Source organism: Mycobacterium sp. E3198, from assembly GCF_001667015.1.
Classification (GTDB): Bacteria; Actinomycetota; Actinomycetes; order Mycobacteriales; family Mycobacteriaceae; genus Mycobacterium.
This window is the reverse complement of sequence record NZ_LZIS01000095.1, coordinates 14,757-30,112: the sequence shown is the minus strand read 5'-3', so window position 1 is coordinate 30,112 and position 15,356 is coordinate 14,757. Positions and strand designations below refer to the sequence as shown.

17 protein-coding genes are annotated in these 15,356 nt (G+C 68.4%); 13 read left to right on the top strand and 4 right to left on the bottom strand.

Annotation, left to right across the window (positions count from 1 at the left end; translation table 11 throughout):
• Positions 1–2: 2 nt before the first annotated feature.
• From A5673_RS10560 to A5673_RS10525, 8 genes are all read left to right on the top strand, one after another.
• Positions 3–1,013: an alpha-ketoacid dehydrogenase subunit beta gene (locus A5673_RS10560; RefSeq protein WP_068231052.1), complete on the top strand. Its 1,011-nt coding sequence runs from the start codon at positions 3–5 to the stop codon at positions 1,011–1,013.
• On the top strand, positions 1,006–1,242 hold the full coding sequence (locus A5673_RS10555; RefSeq protein ID WP_068231049.1) for a lipoyl domain-containing protein: 237 nt from the start codon (positions 1,006–1,008) through the stop codon (positions 1,240–1,242). The genes A5673_RS10560 and A5673_RS10555 overlap by 8 nt, the downstream gene beginning before the upstream one ends.
• Positions 1,243–1,268: 26 nt before the next feature.
• Positions 1,269–2,138: an enoyl-CoA hydratase/isomerase family protein gene (locus A5673_RS10550; protein WP_068231046.1), complete on the top strand. Its 870-nt coding sequence runs from the start codon at positions 1,269–1,271 to the stop codon at positions 2,136–2,138.
• A 208-nt stretch (positions 2,139–2,346) separates the two neighbouring features.
• Positions 2,347–3,495 carry a PPE family protein gene (locus A5673_RS10545; protein WP_156748077.1) on the top strand — a complete coding sequence of 383 codons (1,149 nt, stop codon included), beginning with the start codon at positions 2,347–2,349 and terminating at the stop codon, positions 3,493–3,495.
• Positions 3,496–3,533: 38 nt separating this feature from the next.
• Positions 3,534–4,727, top strand: coding sequence for a PPE family protein (locus tag A5673_RS10540; RefSeq protein ID WP_068231039.1), 1,194 nt, complete (start codon positions 3,534–3,536; stop codon positions 4,725–4,727).
• Positions 4,728–4,810: 83 nt separating this feature from the next.
• The gene (locus A5673_RS10535; protein ID WP_068231036.1) at positions 4,811–6,352 is read left to right on the top strand and encodes an acyl-CoA synthetase; all 1,542 of its coding nucleotides are present in this window, start codon (positions 4,811–4,813) and stop codon (positions 6,350–6,352) included.
• A gap of 19 nt (positions 6,353–6,371) precedes the next feature.
• Positions 6,372–7,748: a Rieske 2Fe-2S domain-containing protein gene (locus A5673_RS10530; protein ID WP_068231033.1), complete on the top strand. Its 1,377-nt coding sequence runs from the start codon at positions 6,372–6,374 to the stop codon at positions 7,746–7,748.
• The gene (locus tag A5673_RS10525; RefSeq protein WP_068231031.1) at positions 7,745–9,445 is read left to right on the top strand and encodes an FAD-binding protein; all 1,701 of its coding nucleotides are present in this window, start codon (positions 7,745–7,747) and stop codon (positions 9,443–9,445) included. The genes A5673_RS10530 and A5673_RS10525 overlap by 4 nt, the downstream gene beginning before the upstream one ends.
• Here A5673_RS10525 and A5673_RS10520 read toward each other — a convergent pair.
• Both A5673_RS10520 and A5673_RS10515 read right to left on the bottom strand, forming a co-directional pair.
• Positions 9,442–10,293, bottom strand: a complete 852-nt coding sequence (locus tag A5673_RS10520) for an enoyl-CoA hydratase-related protein (protein ID WP_068231029.1) — start codon at positions 10,291–10,293, stop codon at positions 9,442–9,444. The two genes, A5673_RS10525 and A5673_RS10520, sit on opposite strands and share 4 nt — an antisense overlap.
• Positions 10,294–10,402: 109 nt before the next feature.
• The gene (locus A5673_RS10515) at positions 10,403–10,948 is read right to left on the bottom strand and encodes a bifunctional 2-polyprenyl-6-hydroxyphenol methylase/3-demethylubiquinol 3-O-methyltransferase UbiG (protein WP_068231026.1); all 546 of its coding nucleotides are present in this window, start codon (positions 10,946–10,948) and stop codon (positions 10,403–10,405) included.
• A gap of 44 nt (positions 10,949–10,992) precedes the next feature.
• Between A5673_RS10515 and A5673_RS10510 the strand changes: the two genes are divergently transcribed.
• From A5673_RS10510 to A5673_RS10490, 5 genes are all read left to right on the top strand, one after another.
• Positions 10,993–11,568: a TetR/AcrR family transcriptional regulator gene (locus A5673_RS10510; protein ID WP_068231023.1), complete on the top strand. Its 576-nt coding sequence runs from the start codon at positions 10,993–10,995 to the stop codon at positions 11,566–11,568.
• Between the two features lie 99 nt (positions 11,569–11,667).
• Complete coding sequence (locus tag A5673_RS10505; RefSeq protein ID WP_068231020.1) at positions 11,668–12,339, top strand: TetR/AcrR family transcriptional regulator; 672 nt, start codon at positions 11,668–11,670, stop codon at positions 12,337–12,339.
• A gap of 79 nt (positions 12,340–12,418) precedes the next feature.
• A complete protein-coding gene (locus A5673_RS10500; RefSeq protein ID WP_197518344.1) occupies positions 12,419–12,883 on the top strand; it encodes a hypothetical protein in 465 nt (154 codons plus the stop codon).
• 137 nt (positions 12,884–13,020) lie between these two features.
• The gene (locus A5673_RS10495; RefSeq protein WP_197518347.1) at positions 13,021–13,662 is read left to right on the top strand and encodes a cutinase family protein; all 642 of its coding nucleotides are present in this window, start codon (positions 13,021–13,023) and stop codon (positions 13,660–13,662) included.
• 7 nt (positions 13,663–13,669) lie between these two features.
• A complete protein-coding gene (locus A5673_RS10490) occupies positions 13,670–14,140 on the top strand; it encodes a nuclear transport factor 2 family protein (RefSeq protein WP_068231018.1) in 471 nt (156 codons plus the stop codon).
• A gap of 11 nt (positions 14,141–14,151) precedes the next feature.
• On the opposite strand, the gene A5673_RS10485 is transcribed toward A5673_RS10490, so the two are convergent.
• Positions 14,152–14,529, bottom strand: coding sequence for a DUF5073 family protein (locus A5673_RS10485; protein WP_068231014.1), 378 nt, complete (start codon positions 14,527–14,529; stop codon positions 14,152–14,154).
• Positions 14,529–15,314, bottom strand: a complete 786-nt coding sequence (locus tag A5673_RS10480; RefSeq protein ID WP_068231011.1) for a heavy metal-binding domain-containing protein — start codon at positions 15,312–15,314, stop codon at positions 14,529–14,531. Before A5673_RS10480 ends, A5673_RS10485 begins: the two co-directional genes overlap by 1 nt.
• Positions 15,315–15,356: the final 42 nt, after the last annotated feature.

Here is a 15,356-nt window from a genome sequence, read left to right as displayed (position 1 = left end):
ACATGACGGAAGAGAAAGAGATGACCATGCGCGAGGCGCTGAACCTCGCGCTCGACGAGGCGCTGGAGGCCGACGAGCGGGTCTTCCTGCTCGGCGAGGACATCGCCGATCCCGGCGCCTCGGGGCCCACGGCGGGACTGTCCACCAAGTACGGCCACGACCGGGTCCTGGATACGCCCATCTCGGAGGCCGCGATCGTGGGCGCCGCGATCGGTGCCGCGATCGACGGGATGCTGCCCGTGGCCGAGATCATGATCATGGACTTCATCGGCATCGCCGCCGACCAGCTCATCAACAACGCCGCCAAGCTGCGGTTCATGACCGCGGGCCGCACGACGGCGCCGATCACCGTCCGCACCCAGGTCTACGCCGGGCTGGCCACCGGGGCCACCCACTCGCAGAGCCTGGAAGCGTGGTTCATGCACATCCCCGGGATGAAGGTCATCGTGCCGTCGACCCCGCGCGACGGCAAAGGCCTTCTCACAGCGGCGATCTTCGATCCGGATCCCTGCCTGTTCGTCGAGACGATCCGGTTGCAGGGCAAGAAAGGTTTGGTCCCCGTCGAGCCCGGCTTCTCAATCCCGCTGGGGCAGGCCGACATCAAGCGGCCCGGTACCGACGTGACGCTGATCGCGTACGGTCGCCCCGTGCACGACGCACTCGCGGCGGCGGACACGTTGGCCGAACAGGGTGTCAGCGCCGAGGTCGTGGACCTGCGCACCCTGGTACCGCTCGACGTCGAGACCATCGTCGAATCCGCCCGCCGCACCCGGCGGGTCGTGATCGTGCACGACGCGGTCCAATTCGCCGGGCCCGGAGCCGAAATCGCCGCGATCCTGCAATCCGAACTGTTCGGCGAGCTGGCCGCACCCGTCGAACGGGTGGCCGCCAGGTTCGTCCCCAACCCGGCCGCGGCCGCGCTCGAGGCGCAGGTGTACCCCTCGCCGCCGCGCATCGTCGCGGCCGCCCAACGCACTCTCGAAGGCGCGGGGAAGGCCAAGGTGCATGGCTGACTTCATCATCCGCATCCCCCGCGTGTCGGTGGCCGTCTCGGAAGCCGAGCTCACCGATCTCCTCGTGGAGGCGGGTGCGCACGTCGAGGAGGGCACACCGATCTATGTGATCGCCACCGAGAAGGTGGAGCAGGAAATCGAAGCCGGCGCCTCGGGCGTCGTGCAATGGACCGGACGGATCGGGACGACCTACGACATCGGCGCCGAAATCGGCGTCATCACTTCATAATTCGGAATACTGAAAGGTAAGTCTGCATGGATCTCAACGAGACCCGCGAAAGAATCGTCTACGAAAAGGAAGGCCCGATCGCCCGCGTCACGCTCAACTGGCCGGAGAAGGCGAACGCCCAGGACCAGAAGCTGGCCGAGGAAGTCGACGCCGCACTGCTCGACGCGGACCGCGACTACGACATCAAGGTGCTGATCCTCAAGGCCAACGGCAAGGGCTTCTGCTCCGGGCATGCCATCGGCAACAACGCGGTCGACTATCCGGCGTTCGTCGAGGGCGCCAAGGTGATGGGCACGCCGTGGAAGCCGCAGACGGACCTGTTCGTCAAACCCGTGCTGAACCTGTGGGAGTTCTCCAAGCCGACCATCGCGGCCGTGCACGGCTACTGCGTCGGAGGGGGCACCCACTACGGGCTGACGACCGACATCGTCATCGCCGCCGAGGACGCGTACTTTTCCTACCCGCCCTTGCAGGGATTCGGGATGCCGTCGGGTGAATGCTCGATCGAGCCGTGGGTTTTCATGAACTGGCGCCGCGCGGCGTACTACCTCTACCTGGCCGAGGTCATCGACGCGAAGAAGGCGCTGGAGGTCGGTCTGGTCAACGAGGTGGTGCCGCGCGACCAACTAGAGGAGCGCGCCAACGCCATCGCCCGGCACATCGCCCAGGCGCCGATGACGACGCTGTTGGCGACCAAGGCCAATCTCAAGCGGGCGTGGGAGCTGATGGGCATGCGGGTGCACTGGCAGAGCTCCAACGACCTCGTCGCGCTCGCGTCGATCAGCAAGGATGTGCAGGAGCTGATCCAGACGGTGTTCAAGGACAAGGTGCTGCCCTCCGAGCAAGCCCGGCGCCAGGCGGCGGCCGCCTCGAAGGACGGCGCATCGCCGTCGTGACGACGGGACGTTAACCACCCCCGAAGGCCACGTACGGCCCTCGTGACGACGTGTCGTGCTGAGCGACGCTGCTGCAGACGAATCGACGCGCCGCCGCGCTTCCAATTCCCGATAATCGACGCCGGGTCGAATTAGTATTTGCGTGTGTCCGCCGACACCCGCCGGGGACCGACCATCCTTTCGCGGTCGGCTAGGGGGTAGTGAGGTGTTGGATTTCGGGGTGCTGCCCCCCGAAATCAATTCCGGTCGAATGTATTCGGGCCCGGGCTCGGAGCCGATGATGGCCGCCGCCACGGCCTGGGACGCGCTGGCGGCGGAATTGGGCGCGGCCGCGAGCGGCTACAGCTCGGTGATCACGGAGCTGACCAGCGCGCCCTGGGCGGGGCCCGCGTCGGTCGCCATGGTGTCCGCCGTCGCGCCGTATGTGCGCTGGCTCGCGGCGGCGGCCGCCCAGGCGGAGCAGACGGCGAGCCAGGCCCGCGCGGCCGCCGCCGCCTTCGAGACCGCATTCGTGATGACGGTGCCGCCGCCGGTGATCGTGGCGAACCGGCTGTTGTTGATGACGCTGATCGCCACGAATTTCTTCGGGCAGAACACGCCGGCGATCGCCGCGACTGAAGCGCAGTACGCCGAGATGTGGGCGCAGGACGCGACCGCCATGTACGGCTATGCGGCCGCCTCGGCGACGGCCGCCCAGCTGACTGGGTACCCATCGCCGTCCGACATCACCACCCCCGACGCGACGGTCCGGCAGAGCGCCGCGGTTTCCCAAGCGCTGCAACAACTGTCGTCACCACCCGCGCAGGGGCTCCTTGGGAACACGATCCAGGATTTTCTGATGTACGGGCTGCCCACCCCGACCAACAACTGGCTCGGGCTCACTCCCCCGAACTACATCACGGTCTTCAAGCAGACGCTGCAGGCGTATTTCGGGGTGGGTGTCGCAAACTTCGCTTACAGCATCGGACAGCAGTTGACGTTCGGGTCCGGAACGACGGCCGGTTCGGCCGGCGCCTGGTACCCGACGCCTCAATTTTTCGGCCTGCACATCGAGGGGCTGGGCGGCGTGGGTGCCCATCCGGCCGGGGCGGTGTGGGCGGGCGCGGGCCAGGCCGGCCGGGTCGGGCTGTTGTCCGTGCCGCCGAATTGGACGTCACCGACATCGGAAGTGGCACTTGCCGGCGCTGCGATCGACGAGAGTGTCGCCGCGCCGGGCGCCCCCGCGGGCGGGGCAAGCAATGCCCTGCTGCGGGGAATGCCGACCGGGGCCGTGGGCCGGCGCACCGCCGCCTACGGCCACACCAACGTCTACGGGGCCCGCCACAGCGTGGTCGTCCGCCCGCCATCGGCCGGATAACCCCATGATCACCGCGATGATCCACGGAAGGAGTCAAGATGTTTGATTTTGGAGCATTGCCCCCGGAGATCAACTCGGCGCGGATGTACGCGGGTCCGGGCTCGTCGTCGTTGACAGCAGCGGCGTCGGCCTGGAACGGGCTTGCGGCCGAGCTGAATTCGGCGGCGGCCGGTTACGACAAGGTGGTCACCGCGCTATCCGGCGAGGAATGGCTGGGGCCGGCCTCGGCGGCCATGGTGGCGGCGGTGCAGCCCTATGTGGGGTGGATGAACATGACTGCGGCGCAGGCCGAACAGGCGGCCGCGCGGGCCGGTGCGGCCGCGGCGGCCTACGAGGCGGCGCTTGCCGCGGTGGTGCCGCCGCCGTTGATCGCGACCAACCGCGCCAAACTAACCCAGGCGACCGCGACCAACGTGCTGGGTCAGAACAACGCGATCATCGCGCAACTGGAAGCGCAATACGCCGAATTCTGGGCGCAGGACGCCGCGGCCATGTACGACTACGCGGCCGCCTCGGCGAGCGCCACGAAGGTCACGCCGTTCACGGCGGCACCGCAGATCGCCAACCCGGCCGCCCAAGCCGCACAGACGGCCGCGGCCACCTCGGGCGGCGCGCAGTCGACACTGGCACGTCTGGTTGCCGGCGTGCCGAGCCAGCTGCAGGGCCTGGCGTCGCCGACCTCGGCGGTGTCGGCCGCCGCGTCGATGCCGGTGCTCACCGAACTGTGGTTCTTGCTGACCGGGCAGACCATCCTGCCGACGAACGTGGGGACGTTCCTCAACGGCATCGCCCCCTACACGAGCTTCTTCTACAACACCGAGGGTCTGCCCTACTTCAGCGTCGGCATGGGCAACTTCGGTGTCCAGATCTCCAAGACGCTGGGCGGGCTCGGCGGGGTGGCGGGACCGGGTGTCGCCACCGTGCCCAAGGGCCTGCCCGGGCTGGGTGGACTGATCGGCGGTGGTGCCGGCGCGGCGGCGCACCTGGGCAGCGCGACCTCGATCGGCAAGCTGTCGGTGCCGGCCTCCTGGGCGGCGGCCGCCCCGGCGGCGCAACATGCCGGGACCGAGTGGGTCAGCGCGATCCGGCCCACCGCGGAGGCCGGCGCCGGGCCCGGCAACCTGCTCGGCGGCATGCCGCTGGCGGGCGTGGGGTCGGGCACCGCCGGCGGTGCGGGACCGCGATACGGCTTCCGGCCGACCGTCATGGCCCGCCCGCCCCTCGGGGGATAGCCGGCCCGCGGGCACCCGGTATCGTCACGACAGGGAGTCCAACAACGGCTAGTTAAACACTGACGGCTCAAAGGGGAGCACGGGTGAACATCGCCGACCATGCGAGCACAGCCGCGGACTCGCCTGCGTTGATCACCGATGACGGCCCGATATCGTTCGGCGAGCTGCATGCCCGGAGCCGGCGCGTGGCCGCGCTGCTGCACGGTGCCGGGCTGCGGCGCGGCGACGGTGTGGCGCTGGTGCTGCCGAACCGGCCCGAGTTTTTCGAAATCACCTGGGGCTGCCAGCTTTCCGGGCTCTACTACACCGCCGTCAACACCCACTTCACGCCCGACGAGGTGGCCTACGTCGTCGACGACTCGGACGCGAAGGCGGTCTTCGTCGACGCATCAGAGCCCTGGGGGCCCGAACTCGCCGCGCACGTGCGCGCCGCCAACGCGGGCGTGACGGTCCACCTGACCGTCGGGGGCACGCTGCCCGGCTGGCGCTCGTACGAAGAGGCTCTGGCGGCGGCGGGCGACGCGCCGCCGCTGTCGGATGGCTCGGAGATGCTCTATTCATCGGGCACCACGGGACGGCCCAAGGCCGTCCGCCGGTCGCTGCCGGCCGACGGCAACGGGTCGTGGGCCCAGGCCGTTCTGGAGATGGCGCTGATCCACAAGTACGGGATGGACTCCTCCAGCGTGTACCTCTCCCCCGCACCGCTGTACCACGCCGCCGGGGTGAACTACACCATGGCGGTGCACCGCGTCGGTGCCGCCTCGATCCTGATGCGCAAGTTCGACGCCGAGGCCGTGCTGCGGCTGATCGAGACGCAAGGCGTCACCCACGCCCAGTTCGTCCCCACCATGTTCGTGCGGATGCTCAAGTTGCCGGAGGCCCTCCGGCGGAAATACGACGTGTCCAGCCTGCAGTGCGTGATCCACGCGGCCGCCCCGTGCCCGGTGGACGTCAAGCACCGGATGATGGACTGGTTCGGTCCCATCATCCACGAGTATTACGGCGGCACAGAGGGATTCGCGGGCACCACGATCGGACCCGAAGAATGGCTCGCCCATCCCGGGTCGGTCGGCAAGCCGCTGAGCCCCGTTCACGTGCTGGCCGACGACGGAAACGAACTTCCGGTGGGCTCCTCCGGCGAGCTGTTCTTCGAAGGCGGACCCCATTTCGAATACTTCAAGGACCCGGCCAAGACCGCGTCGGTCTCCAACAACCGGGGCTGGCGGTCGCTGGGGGACATGGGCTACGTCGACGACGACGGATACCTCTACCTCACCGACCGGTCGACGTTCATGATCGTCTCGGGCGGGGTGAACATCTACCCGCAGGAAGCGGAGAACCTGCTGGTCATGCACCCCAAGCTCGTCGACGCGGCCGTCTTCGGCGTCCCCAACGACGAGTTCGGCGAGGAGGTCAAGGCCGTCGTGCAGCCGGCCGACGGGGTGGCGCCCGGCCCCGATTTGGAGGCCGAGCTCATCGCCTACTGCCGGGCTCACCTGGCCGGCTACAAGTGCCCGCGCACGGTCGAGTTCGAGCCGGAGTTGCCGCGCGACCCGAACGGAAAGCTTTACAAGCGGCGCATTCGTGAACGTTACTGGCAGGGGCGGACCTCGCGGATCGTATGAGCTGACAAGGGACAGTGAGATGGCTGTAGAGACGGGTTCGGAGAGAATCGGTGTCAATTGGACTCCGCTTCCGGTGCCATGGGCCGTTCAGACGCCCGATCGCATCCCCAAGCAGCGGTACTACGACGCGGACTTCTACGCGCTCGAGAACGAGATGTTCTGGCCACGGGTGTGGCAGATGGCGTGCCGCCTCGAGGAGATCCCCAAGGCCGGCGACTTCGTGGAGTACGAGATCCTCGACGAATCGATCATCGTGGTACGAGTCGACAGCCAGACCGTGCGGGCCTACCACAATGCGTGTCGGCACCGCGGGGTAAAGCTGGTGGAGGGCAACGGGAATCGGCGCACCTTCGTGTGCCCGTTCCACGGGTGGTGCTGGGGCATCGACGGGCGCAACACCTTTGTACTGCGGCCCGAGGAGTTCGCCGGGGAAAACCTGTGCCCGGACGACCTGCAGCTCGTTCCGGTCAGGTGCGAGCTGTGGGGCGGCTGCGCCTGGATCAACCTCGACGACGGTGCGCCCGCACTGCGGGAGTGGATCGAGCCGTTCGCGTCGATCTACGACGCGTGGAAAGTGGAGTCGCTGCGCGTCGAGTGGTGGCAGGCGTGCCGGCTCCCGGTGAACTGGAAGCTAGCCACGGCGGCGTTCATGGAGGGTTATCACGTCCCCCAGACCCACCCGCAACTGCTGCCGTCGTCAATGCCCACCACATCGAAATCACCGGGCCTGGCCCGGACCAACCTGTACTTCATGCGCACGCTGGGCGAGGGCATGGCGGGCATGACCCACGAGAACGACGTCCGCATCGCCGAAGGCCTGCAGGACATGGAGCTGCCACCCGATCCGGCCGAGGCGATGGCCGTCTGGCGCAGCGCCCTCAACGACGCCATCGTGCACTGGCACCGGGCGCGCGGGTGCGATATGCCCGACCTCAACGAGTTGGCGCGGCGCGGCATCGTCGAGGCGATCAATTTCTGCTTTCCCCACTACTTTGTGTTACCCCAATACAGCAGCGCCTCGTCGTATCGGATTCGGCCGCTGGGCCCCGAGGAAACGTTGTTCGAGATCTGGTCACTCACCCGCATCCCGCCGGACCAGGTCACGGCCAAGCCGACCCCACCCGTGCCGATGGCGCCCGACGACCCGCGCTGGCCGCCCATCCCCGCCCAGGACTTCTCCAATCTGCCGCGACAACAGAAGGGCCTGCACTCCAAGGGGTTTGAATACATGCGACTGTCGGACCAGATCGAGGGGCTGATCTCCAACTTCGAGCGCGTCATCGACGGCTTCCTGGCCGGCCTGCCCTACGACGCGCTCGTGCCCGCGATCCAGAAGACCAACACCACCATCGACGTGCCGGTCGCCGACCTGGGCTTTGACGAGGGACCCCGATGACCACCCGGTGGGACCGCTCGGTCGACCTGCTCGTCGCGGGCAGCGGCGGCGGCGGCATGGTGGCCGGGCTGGCCGCGCTCGACTGCGGGCTGGAACCGTTGATCCTCGAGAAGCAGTCGCTGGTCGGGGGGTCGACGGGCCTGTCGGGTGGCATCGTCTGGCTGCCCAACAACCCCCTGATGCGCGCCGAGGGGGTCGCGGACTCGCACGAGGACGGCATGGCGTACCTGGCCGACGTGGTCGGCGACATCGGCGCGCCGTCCTCGCCCGCCCGGCGGGAGATGTTCCTGACCGCGGGCTACGAAATGGTCAACTTCCTTGTCCGCAAGGGTGTTCGGTTGATCCGGTGCGCCGGGTGGAGCGACTACTACCCGAACCACAAGGGCGGCAACGAGTCCGGTCGCGCGATCGAGGGCATTCCCTTCGACGCCGCGGAGCTGGGCAGCTGGAGCGGCAAAGTCCAGCCTCCGCTGGCCAAGAACTACGGGTTTGTCGTCCTGACCAACGAGCTGCGCTCGGTGCAGTACTACAACCGTTCGCCGCGCGCGTTCGCCGTTGCCATCCGCGTGTTCCTGCGCACCGCGGCCGCGCGGGCGCGCCGCCGCCAGATCCTCACCAACGGGGCGTCGCTCATCGCGCAGATGCTCAAGGCGCTCATCGACCTCAGCGACGGGGCGCCGCCGCTGTGGACGAACGCGGCGATGGAAGACCTCATCGTCGAGGACGGCCGCGTCGTCGGCGCCCGCGTCCGCAGGGGCGAGGAATCGCTGAACGTGGAGGCCCGGCGGGGCGTCCTGCTGGCGGCGGGCGGTTTCGGCCACAACAAGGAGATGCGCCGCCAGTACAGCGGCGATCAGCCCAACGAGGCGCAGTGGTCGATCGCCAACGCCGGGGACACGGGCGAGGTGCTGCAGGCGGCGATGCGGCTGGGCGCCAAAACCGATCTGCTGGACGAAGCCTGGTGGCTGCCCTCGGTTTTCATCGCCAACGGCGGCGCGGTCGCGGCCTCGCTGGGCTCGGGCCGCCAGCGCCCCGGGGCGATCTACGTCGACTCGACCGGCCGGAGATTCTGCAACGAGTCGAACTCCTACGTCGAGGTCGGCAAGGCGATGTACGCCAACAAGGCGGTGCCCTGCTGGATGATCTTCGACGAGGGGTACGTGCGCCGCTACGTCACCAGCAGCAACCCGCTCAAGCGTAACCAGCCCCTGCCAGCGGAGCTCATCGACAGCGGCGCGGTCAAACGCGGTGACACCATCGCCGAGTTGGCCCACCGGATCGAGCTTCCCCCAGACGAATTGGCGCGGACGATCCAGCGGTTCAACCGGTTCGCCGCCAAGGGCCTGGACCCGGACTTTGGGCGCGGCCAGTCGGCCTACAACGACTGCCTCGGCGATCCGGGCTACCGGCCCAACGCCGCCATCGGCCCGCTCGACCGCGCCCCGTACTACGCCACCCGGGTGCTGCCGGCGGACGTCGGGACGTGTGGCGGGGTCGTCACCAACGAGCACGCGCAGGTGCTGGACGAGCAGGACCTGGTGATCGACGGCCTGTATGCCACCGGCAACACCACCGCGACGGTGATGGGCCGCACGTATCCGGGCGCCGGGGCGAGCATCGCCAGCTCGATGGTCTTCGGCTACGTCGCCGCGCGGCACGCCGCCGGGCGCCGGATCGCCGGCGAGCGGAGCCGCTAGGTTCCTGGCGGGGTGTCCTTTTCGTCGCGGCCGACGAAATCCCTTGGCTTCATTCCCGATTGGATGAGTTCGGCCCGCCGTGCCTGCACGTCGGTGGCGGCGCCCACCATGTTGGTCAGGATGTGGCTGACCTGTAGGTGCACCCGCATGCCCATCAATTCCCAGGCGCGCTTCACGTTGTTCTTCACCGCCATCAAGGTCGTCAACGGAATCTGGGCGATCCGGCGCGCCATGTCCTCGACGGTGTCTTCCAGGTCTTCGCGTGGCACCACCTTGTTCAGCAGGCCCCAGTCCAGCGCCTCCTGGGCGGAGAGCGTGGGAGCGAGCAGCAGCCAGTCCATGGTGCGGTGCCAGTTCATCAACAGCCAGGGTTCGATCATGGTGTGCCCGCCGGGCTCCCCGAGGCTTTGGGCAAGGGGCATCTGGAAATACGCGTCGTCGGACGCCACGCAGAAGTCGGTCAGCAGGCCGAGATAGATCCCGCCGCCCATGCAGTAGCCGTGGATCTGCGAGATCGTCGGCTTGGGAAACTCCCACAGGTACAGGGTGGGCCACAAAAACAGGTCGGCGGTCCCCTTGTACAGGTCCTCGAAGGTGTTCCCGAAGTCGGGGTATGGGTTCTCGTCCGGTCCCCAGCGCGCGACGTGGCCGCCGCAGAAGCCCTTGCCGTTGGCCTTGAGGATGACGACCTTGATCTCCTTGTCGCGGTCGGCCTCGTGCAGGCAGTCGTCGACTTCGGTGACCAACACGGCGTCCTTGGTGTTGGCCCTGTCGACCCGATTCAGGATGATCCGCGCAATCGGCGGTTCGCGTTCATAGATGATCGCTTCGAGCACGCGCCGCTCCATCTCGGTGACACTACCGGGTTCCGAGCCCGCGACGAGGTCGCCGAGCCTGCGCTCAGATCGCAATTTTGCCCCGGATCGACGCTCTGGACGCAGTCTCGACCGCGCCGCCTCAGCGGCGCGCCAGCAGCCAGGCCTGACCGTCACCCTCCCCCGCGTCCAGCAGCTCGAGTTGGGCGAACGCGGCCGGCAGCTCGTCGGGTGCCACCCGGAACGGCCCCGGCGCCGCCCCGACCTCGCTGAGCGCCGCGATGGCGAGGAGCCCGCCCGGCGCCAGCCGCTCGACGATCGCGCCGTCGAGGCGGCGGTCCCGGAACTTGTGGCAGAGGATGACGTCGACGGGCGGCCCGGGCGGCAGACCGTCGTCGAGATCGAACACCTCGAAGCGGCAGCGCTCACCGACGCCGGCGAGCCGGGCCACCTCGCGGGCCTGGCCGATGGCGACCGCGGAGACGTCGAAGCCACGGACGTCCAGGCCGCGCCGGGCCAGCCACACCGCGCCGAACCCCTGGCCGCAGGCCAGGTCCAGCGCCCGGCCGGCCGCCGGAAATTCCTCCGCATGGCGCGCCAGCAGGTCGGGCGGGTCCACCGCGCGGCTCGGCGGCGGCCCCTGAGCGGCGTAGCGCTCGTCCCAGCGGCGCCGGTCGCCCTCGGCCATAGGCGCTACCCTAGAGCGCTCGCGGCCGTTTCTACACTGGACCGGTGTCTAGGGAAGCGGCCGCCACCACGCCCCGCCGCTCGGACCGCAGGCCGGCGCAGACGATTCGCAAGGTCCTCGACGCCGGGCTGGAGGAGCTGCGCACGTCGTCCTACGCGAACCTGACGATGCGGGCGGTCGCGACCCGCGCCGGGGTGTCCCCGGCCAGCGCATACACGTACTTCCCCTCGAAGAGCGCGCTGGTGGCGGCGGTCTACCTACGCTTTCTGCGCGATCTCCCCCTGCACACCGACGTCGACGACACCATCCCCGCCCGCGTCGGCGCGACGTTGCGGGACATGGCGCTGATGGTCGCCGACGAGCCGGAGCTGATGACGGCCTGCGGCGCCGCGCTGATGGCCGACGATCCCGCGGTCAAGCCGCTGCGCGAGGAGATCGGCGCCGAGGTGTCGAGGCGGATCGGTGCCGCGCTGGGCCCCGGATGGCCCCGCGCGGTGAAATCTGCGTTGCAGATGACGTTTGCCGGGGCGCTCCTGACGGCACGGTTCGTCAGCTACCAGGAGATCGCGGGCCAGCTGGACGAGGCCGTCGACGTGATCCTCGGTGCATCCCGCGCGTAAAGGATTGCGGTGGAAAGGGATCCGGCGACGTGGCCGTTCCGCACGTGCGGCGCGCGAGAGACGTTATGATCCAGCGATGGGGTTGAGCGTCCGCTAGCCATGCGCAGTCACGGCTGGGCAGGGAACACGCCCGCCTCCGACGAGGAGGCGATCGAGCGCATCCTGGACGCCGCGGACAAGATCATCGACCAACGCGGTCCGGCGACCCGGATCACCGACGTGGCGCGGGCGCTCGGCGTGACCCGGCAGACCGTGTATCGATACTTCCCCGGAACCCAGGCGTTGCTGGTGGCCACCGCGATGCGATCGGCCGACGGCTTCCTGGACCGGCTGGCGAGCCACCTCGACGGCGTGACCGACCCGGTGGTCGCGATGACCGAGGGCATGGCATTCGCCATCGAGCAACTGGCGTCGGACAATCAGGTCGAATTCGTGCTGAACCGGCGCCACCGCGGCGGGCAGGCCGTTTCCATCATCTCCGATACGGCGTTGGCGTTCGGGCGTTCGATGTTGCATCGCTACGACATCGATTGGGAGCACTACGGTTTCGACGAGGCCGGCCTGGACGAACTGAACGAGTTCTGCCTGCGGGTGCTGCACTCGTTCCTCGCCGACCCGGGCCGTCCGGCCCGCGGTGGCGACGATCTCCGCCGGTACCTCACTCGCTGGATCGGGCCGGCGATCGCGTATCCGCAACTGGCGCGGGCGATGGACGCGCTGCGGGACCCGGATGCGGCGCCGACCCGGGGACGCCGCTCGAAGGCGTCCTGACGGCGTCGCGGCCGGGTGGTTGATCCCTTTGGCGGGTTCGGCGATCCTCAACGAACCGACGTTGACGACCGGTTAAGGAGTGGACGTGGTGGGTCTGGGACAGGTCGCGCTCAACAGCGCACCCGTGTTCGGTGGTGTGATGCTGGCCGTTGCGGCCGGGCAATTCAGGGGCCCGAACTATCGGGAGCTGATCAAACAGGACATGGATTTGCTGGATCGTCTCCCGCCGGAGGCGATCGCGCGGCGCGCCGAGCTGCAACGCACCATCGACGACCGCATCGATGACCTGGTCGATGTCGCCGACCGGAACCGGGCGCTGCGCAAGGCCGCACTGTCGTACCGGGGCAATTGGCGGGACGTGGTGCTGTTGGCATGCGTCGTCCTGTTCACCGTCATCTGGTGGGAGGTCGATCACAGCCGCGGCAATTGGCTGCCGATGTTCGTCCTGCTGATCCTGCTGGCGGTGGTGACCGCCGCGTACGCCTTCCGCGGCGTGGTGCGCGCCGTCACCTCTTTCCTGCGCAGACAGGACACCGCGAACTAGCGCCGCCGTTATGGCCCTGACCTGCCACTTCGCCGGACGGGGGGGTCGGTTGGCTTCCAGGTCGGCGCGCTCGGCGAGCATCTGTCACCGCCTTATGCCAAAATTTTGGCGTGAAGTTGTCTCCCCTTTTCAAGCTGATTTGCGCTGCGGTAGCACCGATTTGGGTTTTGGTGATCGCGCCCGTTCCCTCGGCATCGGCGGAGCCGTGCCCCGACGTCGAGGTGGTATTCGCGCGCGGTACCAGCGAGCCCCCCGGGGTCGGCGGCATCGGCCAGCATTTCGTCGACACGCTGCGCTCCCGGGTGGGCGGCAAGTCGCTGGGCGTGTATCCGGTCAACTACCCGGCCACCACGGACTTCCCCACCGCCATTGACGGCATCAACGACGCCGGCCACCACGTCGAGTCCATGGCGGCGAGCTGCCCCAGAACCAAAATGGTGCTCGGCGGATACTCCCAGGGCGCGGCGGTGATGGGCTTCGTCACCGCGAACAAGGTGCCGGACGGCGCGAATCTCGCGCAACCACCCCAGCCGATGCCGCCCGACGTCGCCAATCACGTCGCCGCGGTCGCCCTGTTCGGCAAGCCGTCGGGCCAGTTCATGAGCATCATCAACGAGCCGCCGGTCACCGTCGGCCCGCTGTATGCACCCAAGACGATCGACCTGTGCGTCCCCAACGATCCGGTCTGTTCCGGATCGGGCTTCCCGGCCGCGCACCGGCAGTACGTCGACGCCGGGATGGTGGATCAGGCGGCCGATTTCGCCGCGAGCCGCCTGTAGCCGCGCCGTGACGAACGGGCCGCTCGAGGGGGTCGGCAGCGCCGCCTTCGACGTCGCCGACAGGTTGGCGATCATCAACCTGTTCGGCGCCTACGCCTACACCTACGACGAGAACCGGCTCGACGACTTTCGTGGGCTGTTCACCGAGTCACCCGAGCTCGTCCTGTGGCACGAGGGTCGCCCGCTGTCGGCGGACATCGATACGGTCATGAGCCTGCTCGCGGTCCGCAAGGCGGGGTTCAAGGCCGAAAACAACCAACGGCGCCACGCGCTGAATTCGTTTTGGTTCTCCAGCCAGGGCGACACCGAGGCGACGGGGCACTGTTATGTCCAGGTTTTCGCCGTCAAAGACGGCGGCCCGCCGGTCCCCGATCTGACCGGGCGTTATGAGTTCACCGCGACGAAACACGACGGCGTGTGGCGGTTCAGCCGGTGGGTGGTGGCGATCGACCAGGCTCAACCCGGCGACGGCGGGTGAGACGGGCGCGGTCAGAAACGGGGCGCGCTCTCGAGAACTTCCAGCGCCGCGTCGATATTCGGAACGATCGTCGGGCCGTAGCTGCTCACCAATTGTCCGAGCGCACGGGCCACGTGCGGACCCACGGCGCCCGCGGCCAGCACCTCCTCGGCCAGGACGATGCCACTCACCACGTGGGCGGCGCGCAACCGGCCGTCAGCGGTGAGTTCGTACCGCCAGTCGCCGATTTGGATCCGCTCCGGCTCGGAGCGGAAAAAGCCTCGGCGCGCCGGAACGAGGACCACCCCGGGAACCGCGCAGAACACCTTGACCACCAACGCGACTCCCCCGGGGCCGGCCAGGGCCGCCCCGATGGCGTGGCTGACCCGCTCGTGATCGAAGGCCGTCATCAATCACTCATCGGCAGGACGAACGACGGCGTCAGGGTTTGGGCCTCGCCGCTGCGGCGGACGGCCGTGCCCGCCACGTAGAACTCCACCGTGTGGTGACCCCACGCGTAGTTCGAGATGGCGAAATGCACACCGACGACGCCGTTTCCGCCGTCCCGCTCCGCCTCGCCCTGCATGCGCGACATCGCCAGCTCCCGGGCCTGGTAGCTGCCCTGCGTCCATTGCGGCATCTCGGTGTTGCGCCCCGCCTGCTTCAGCATCGCCATAAACCCTTGCACCGCAACGTGGAACACGCAGTTGCCCATCACGAAGGCGACCGGGGTGTACCCGGACCGCAGCAGGGTCGTCAGGTCCTGGCCGGACAGGTGGCTGGTGAACGCCTGCCCGGTGGGACGCCGGTATGCCCCGGGCTTTGCGGTGTACCGGACGGCGGTGCCGACCGCGATGAACTCGAGGTGCTCGCCCTCCCCCTGATGGCGCCACTCCAGGCGGACGCCGACCACCCCGTCGGCGCCCAGCGAATCGGCCTCGGCCTGCATCCGCGACATCGCGTTCCACCGCGCGCGGTAGGTCGCCTCGGTGAGCACCGGCAGCTCGGACTGCTGCCTGATGCCGGTGAACTGGTATCCCACGTGATAGACCGACACGCCCATGACGAGTTCGATCGGTTCGAACCCGGCGCCGTGCAGCAGGGCGAATTCGTTGATCGACAGGTCGGACGTAAAGACCTTGCCTGCGTGAGACAGGCGCTCGCTGGCAACTGGGTCGAGCGGGTTGGGTTGCATCGGCTACCGGCCCTCCTGAGGTTGGGAAGGACAGCGTAGCCC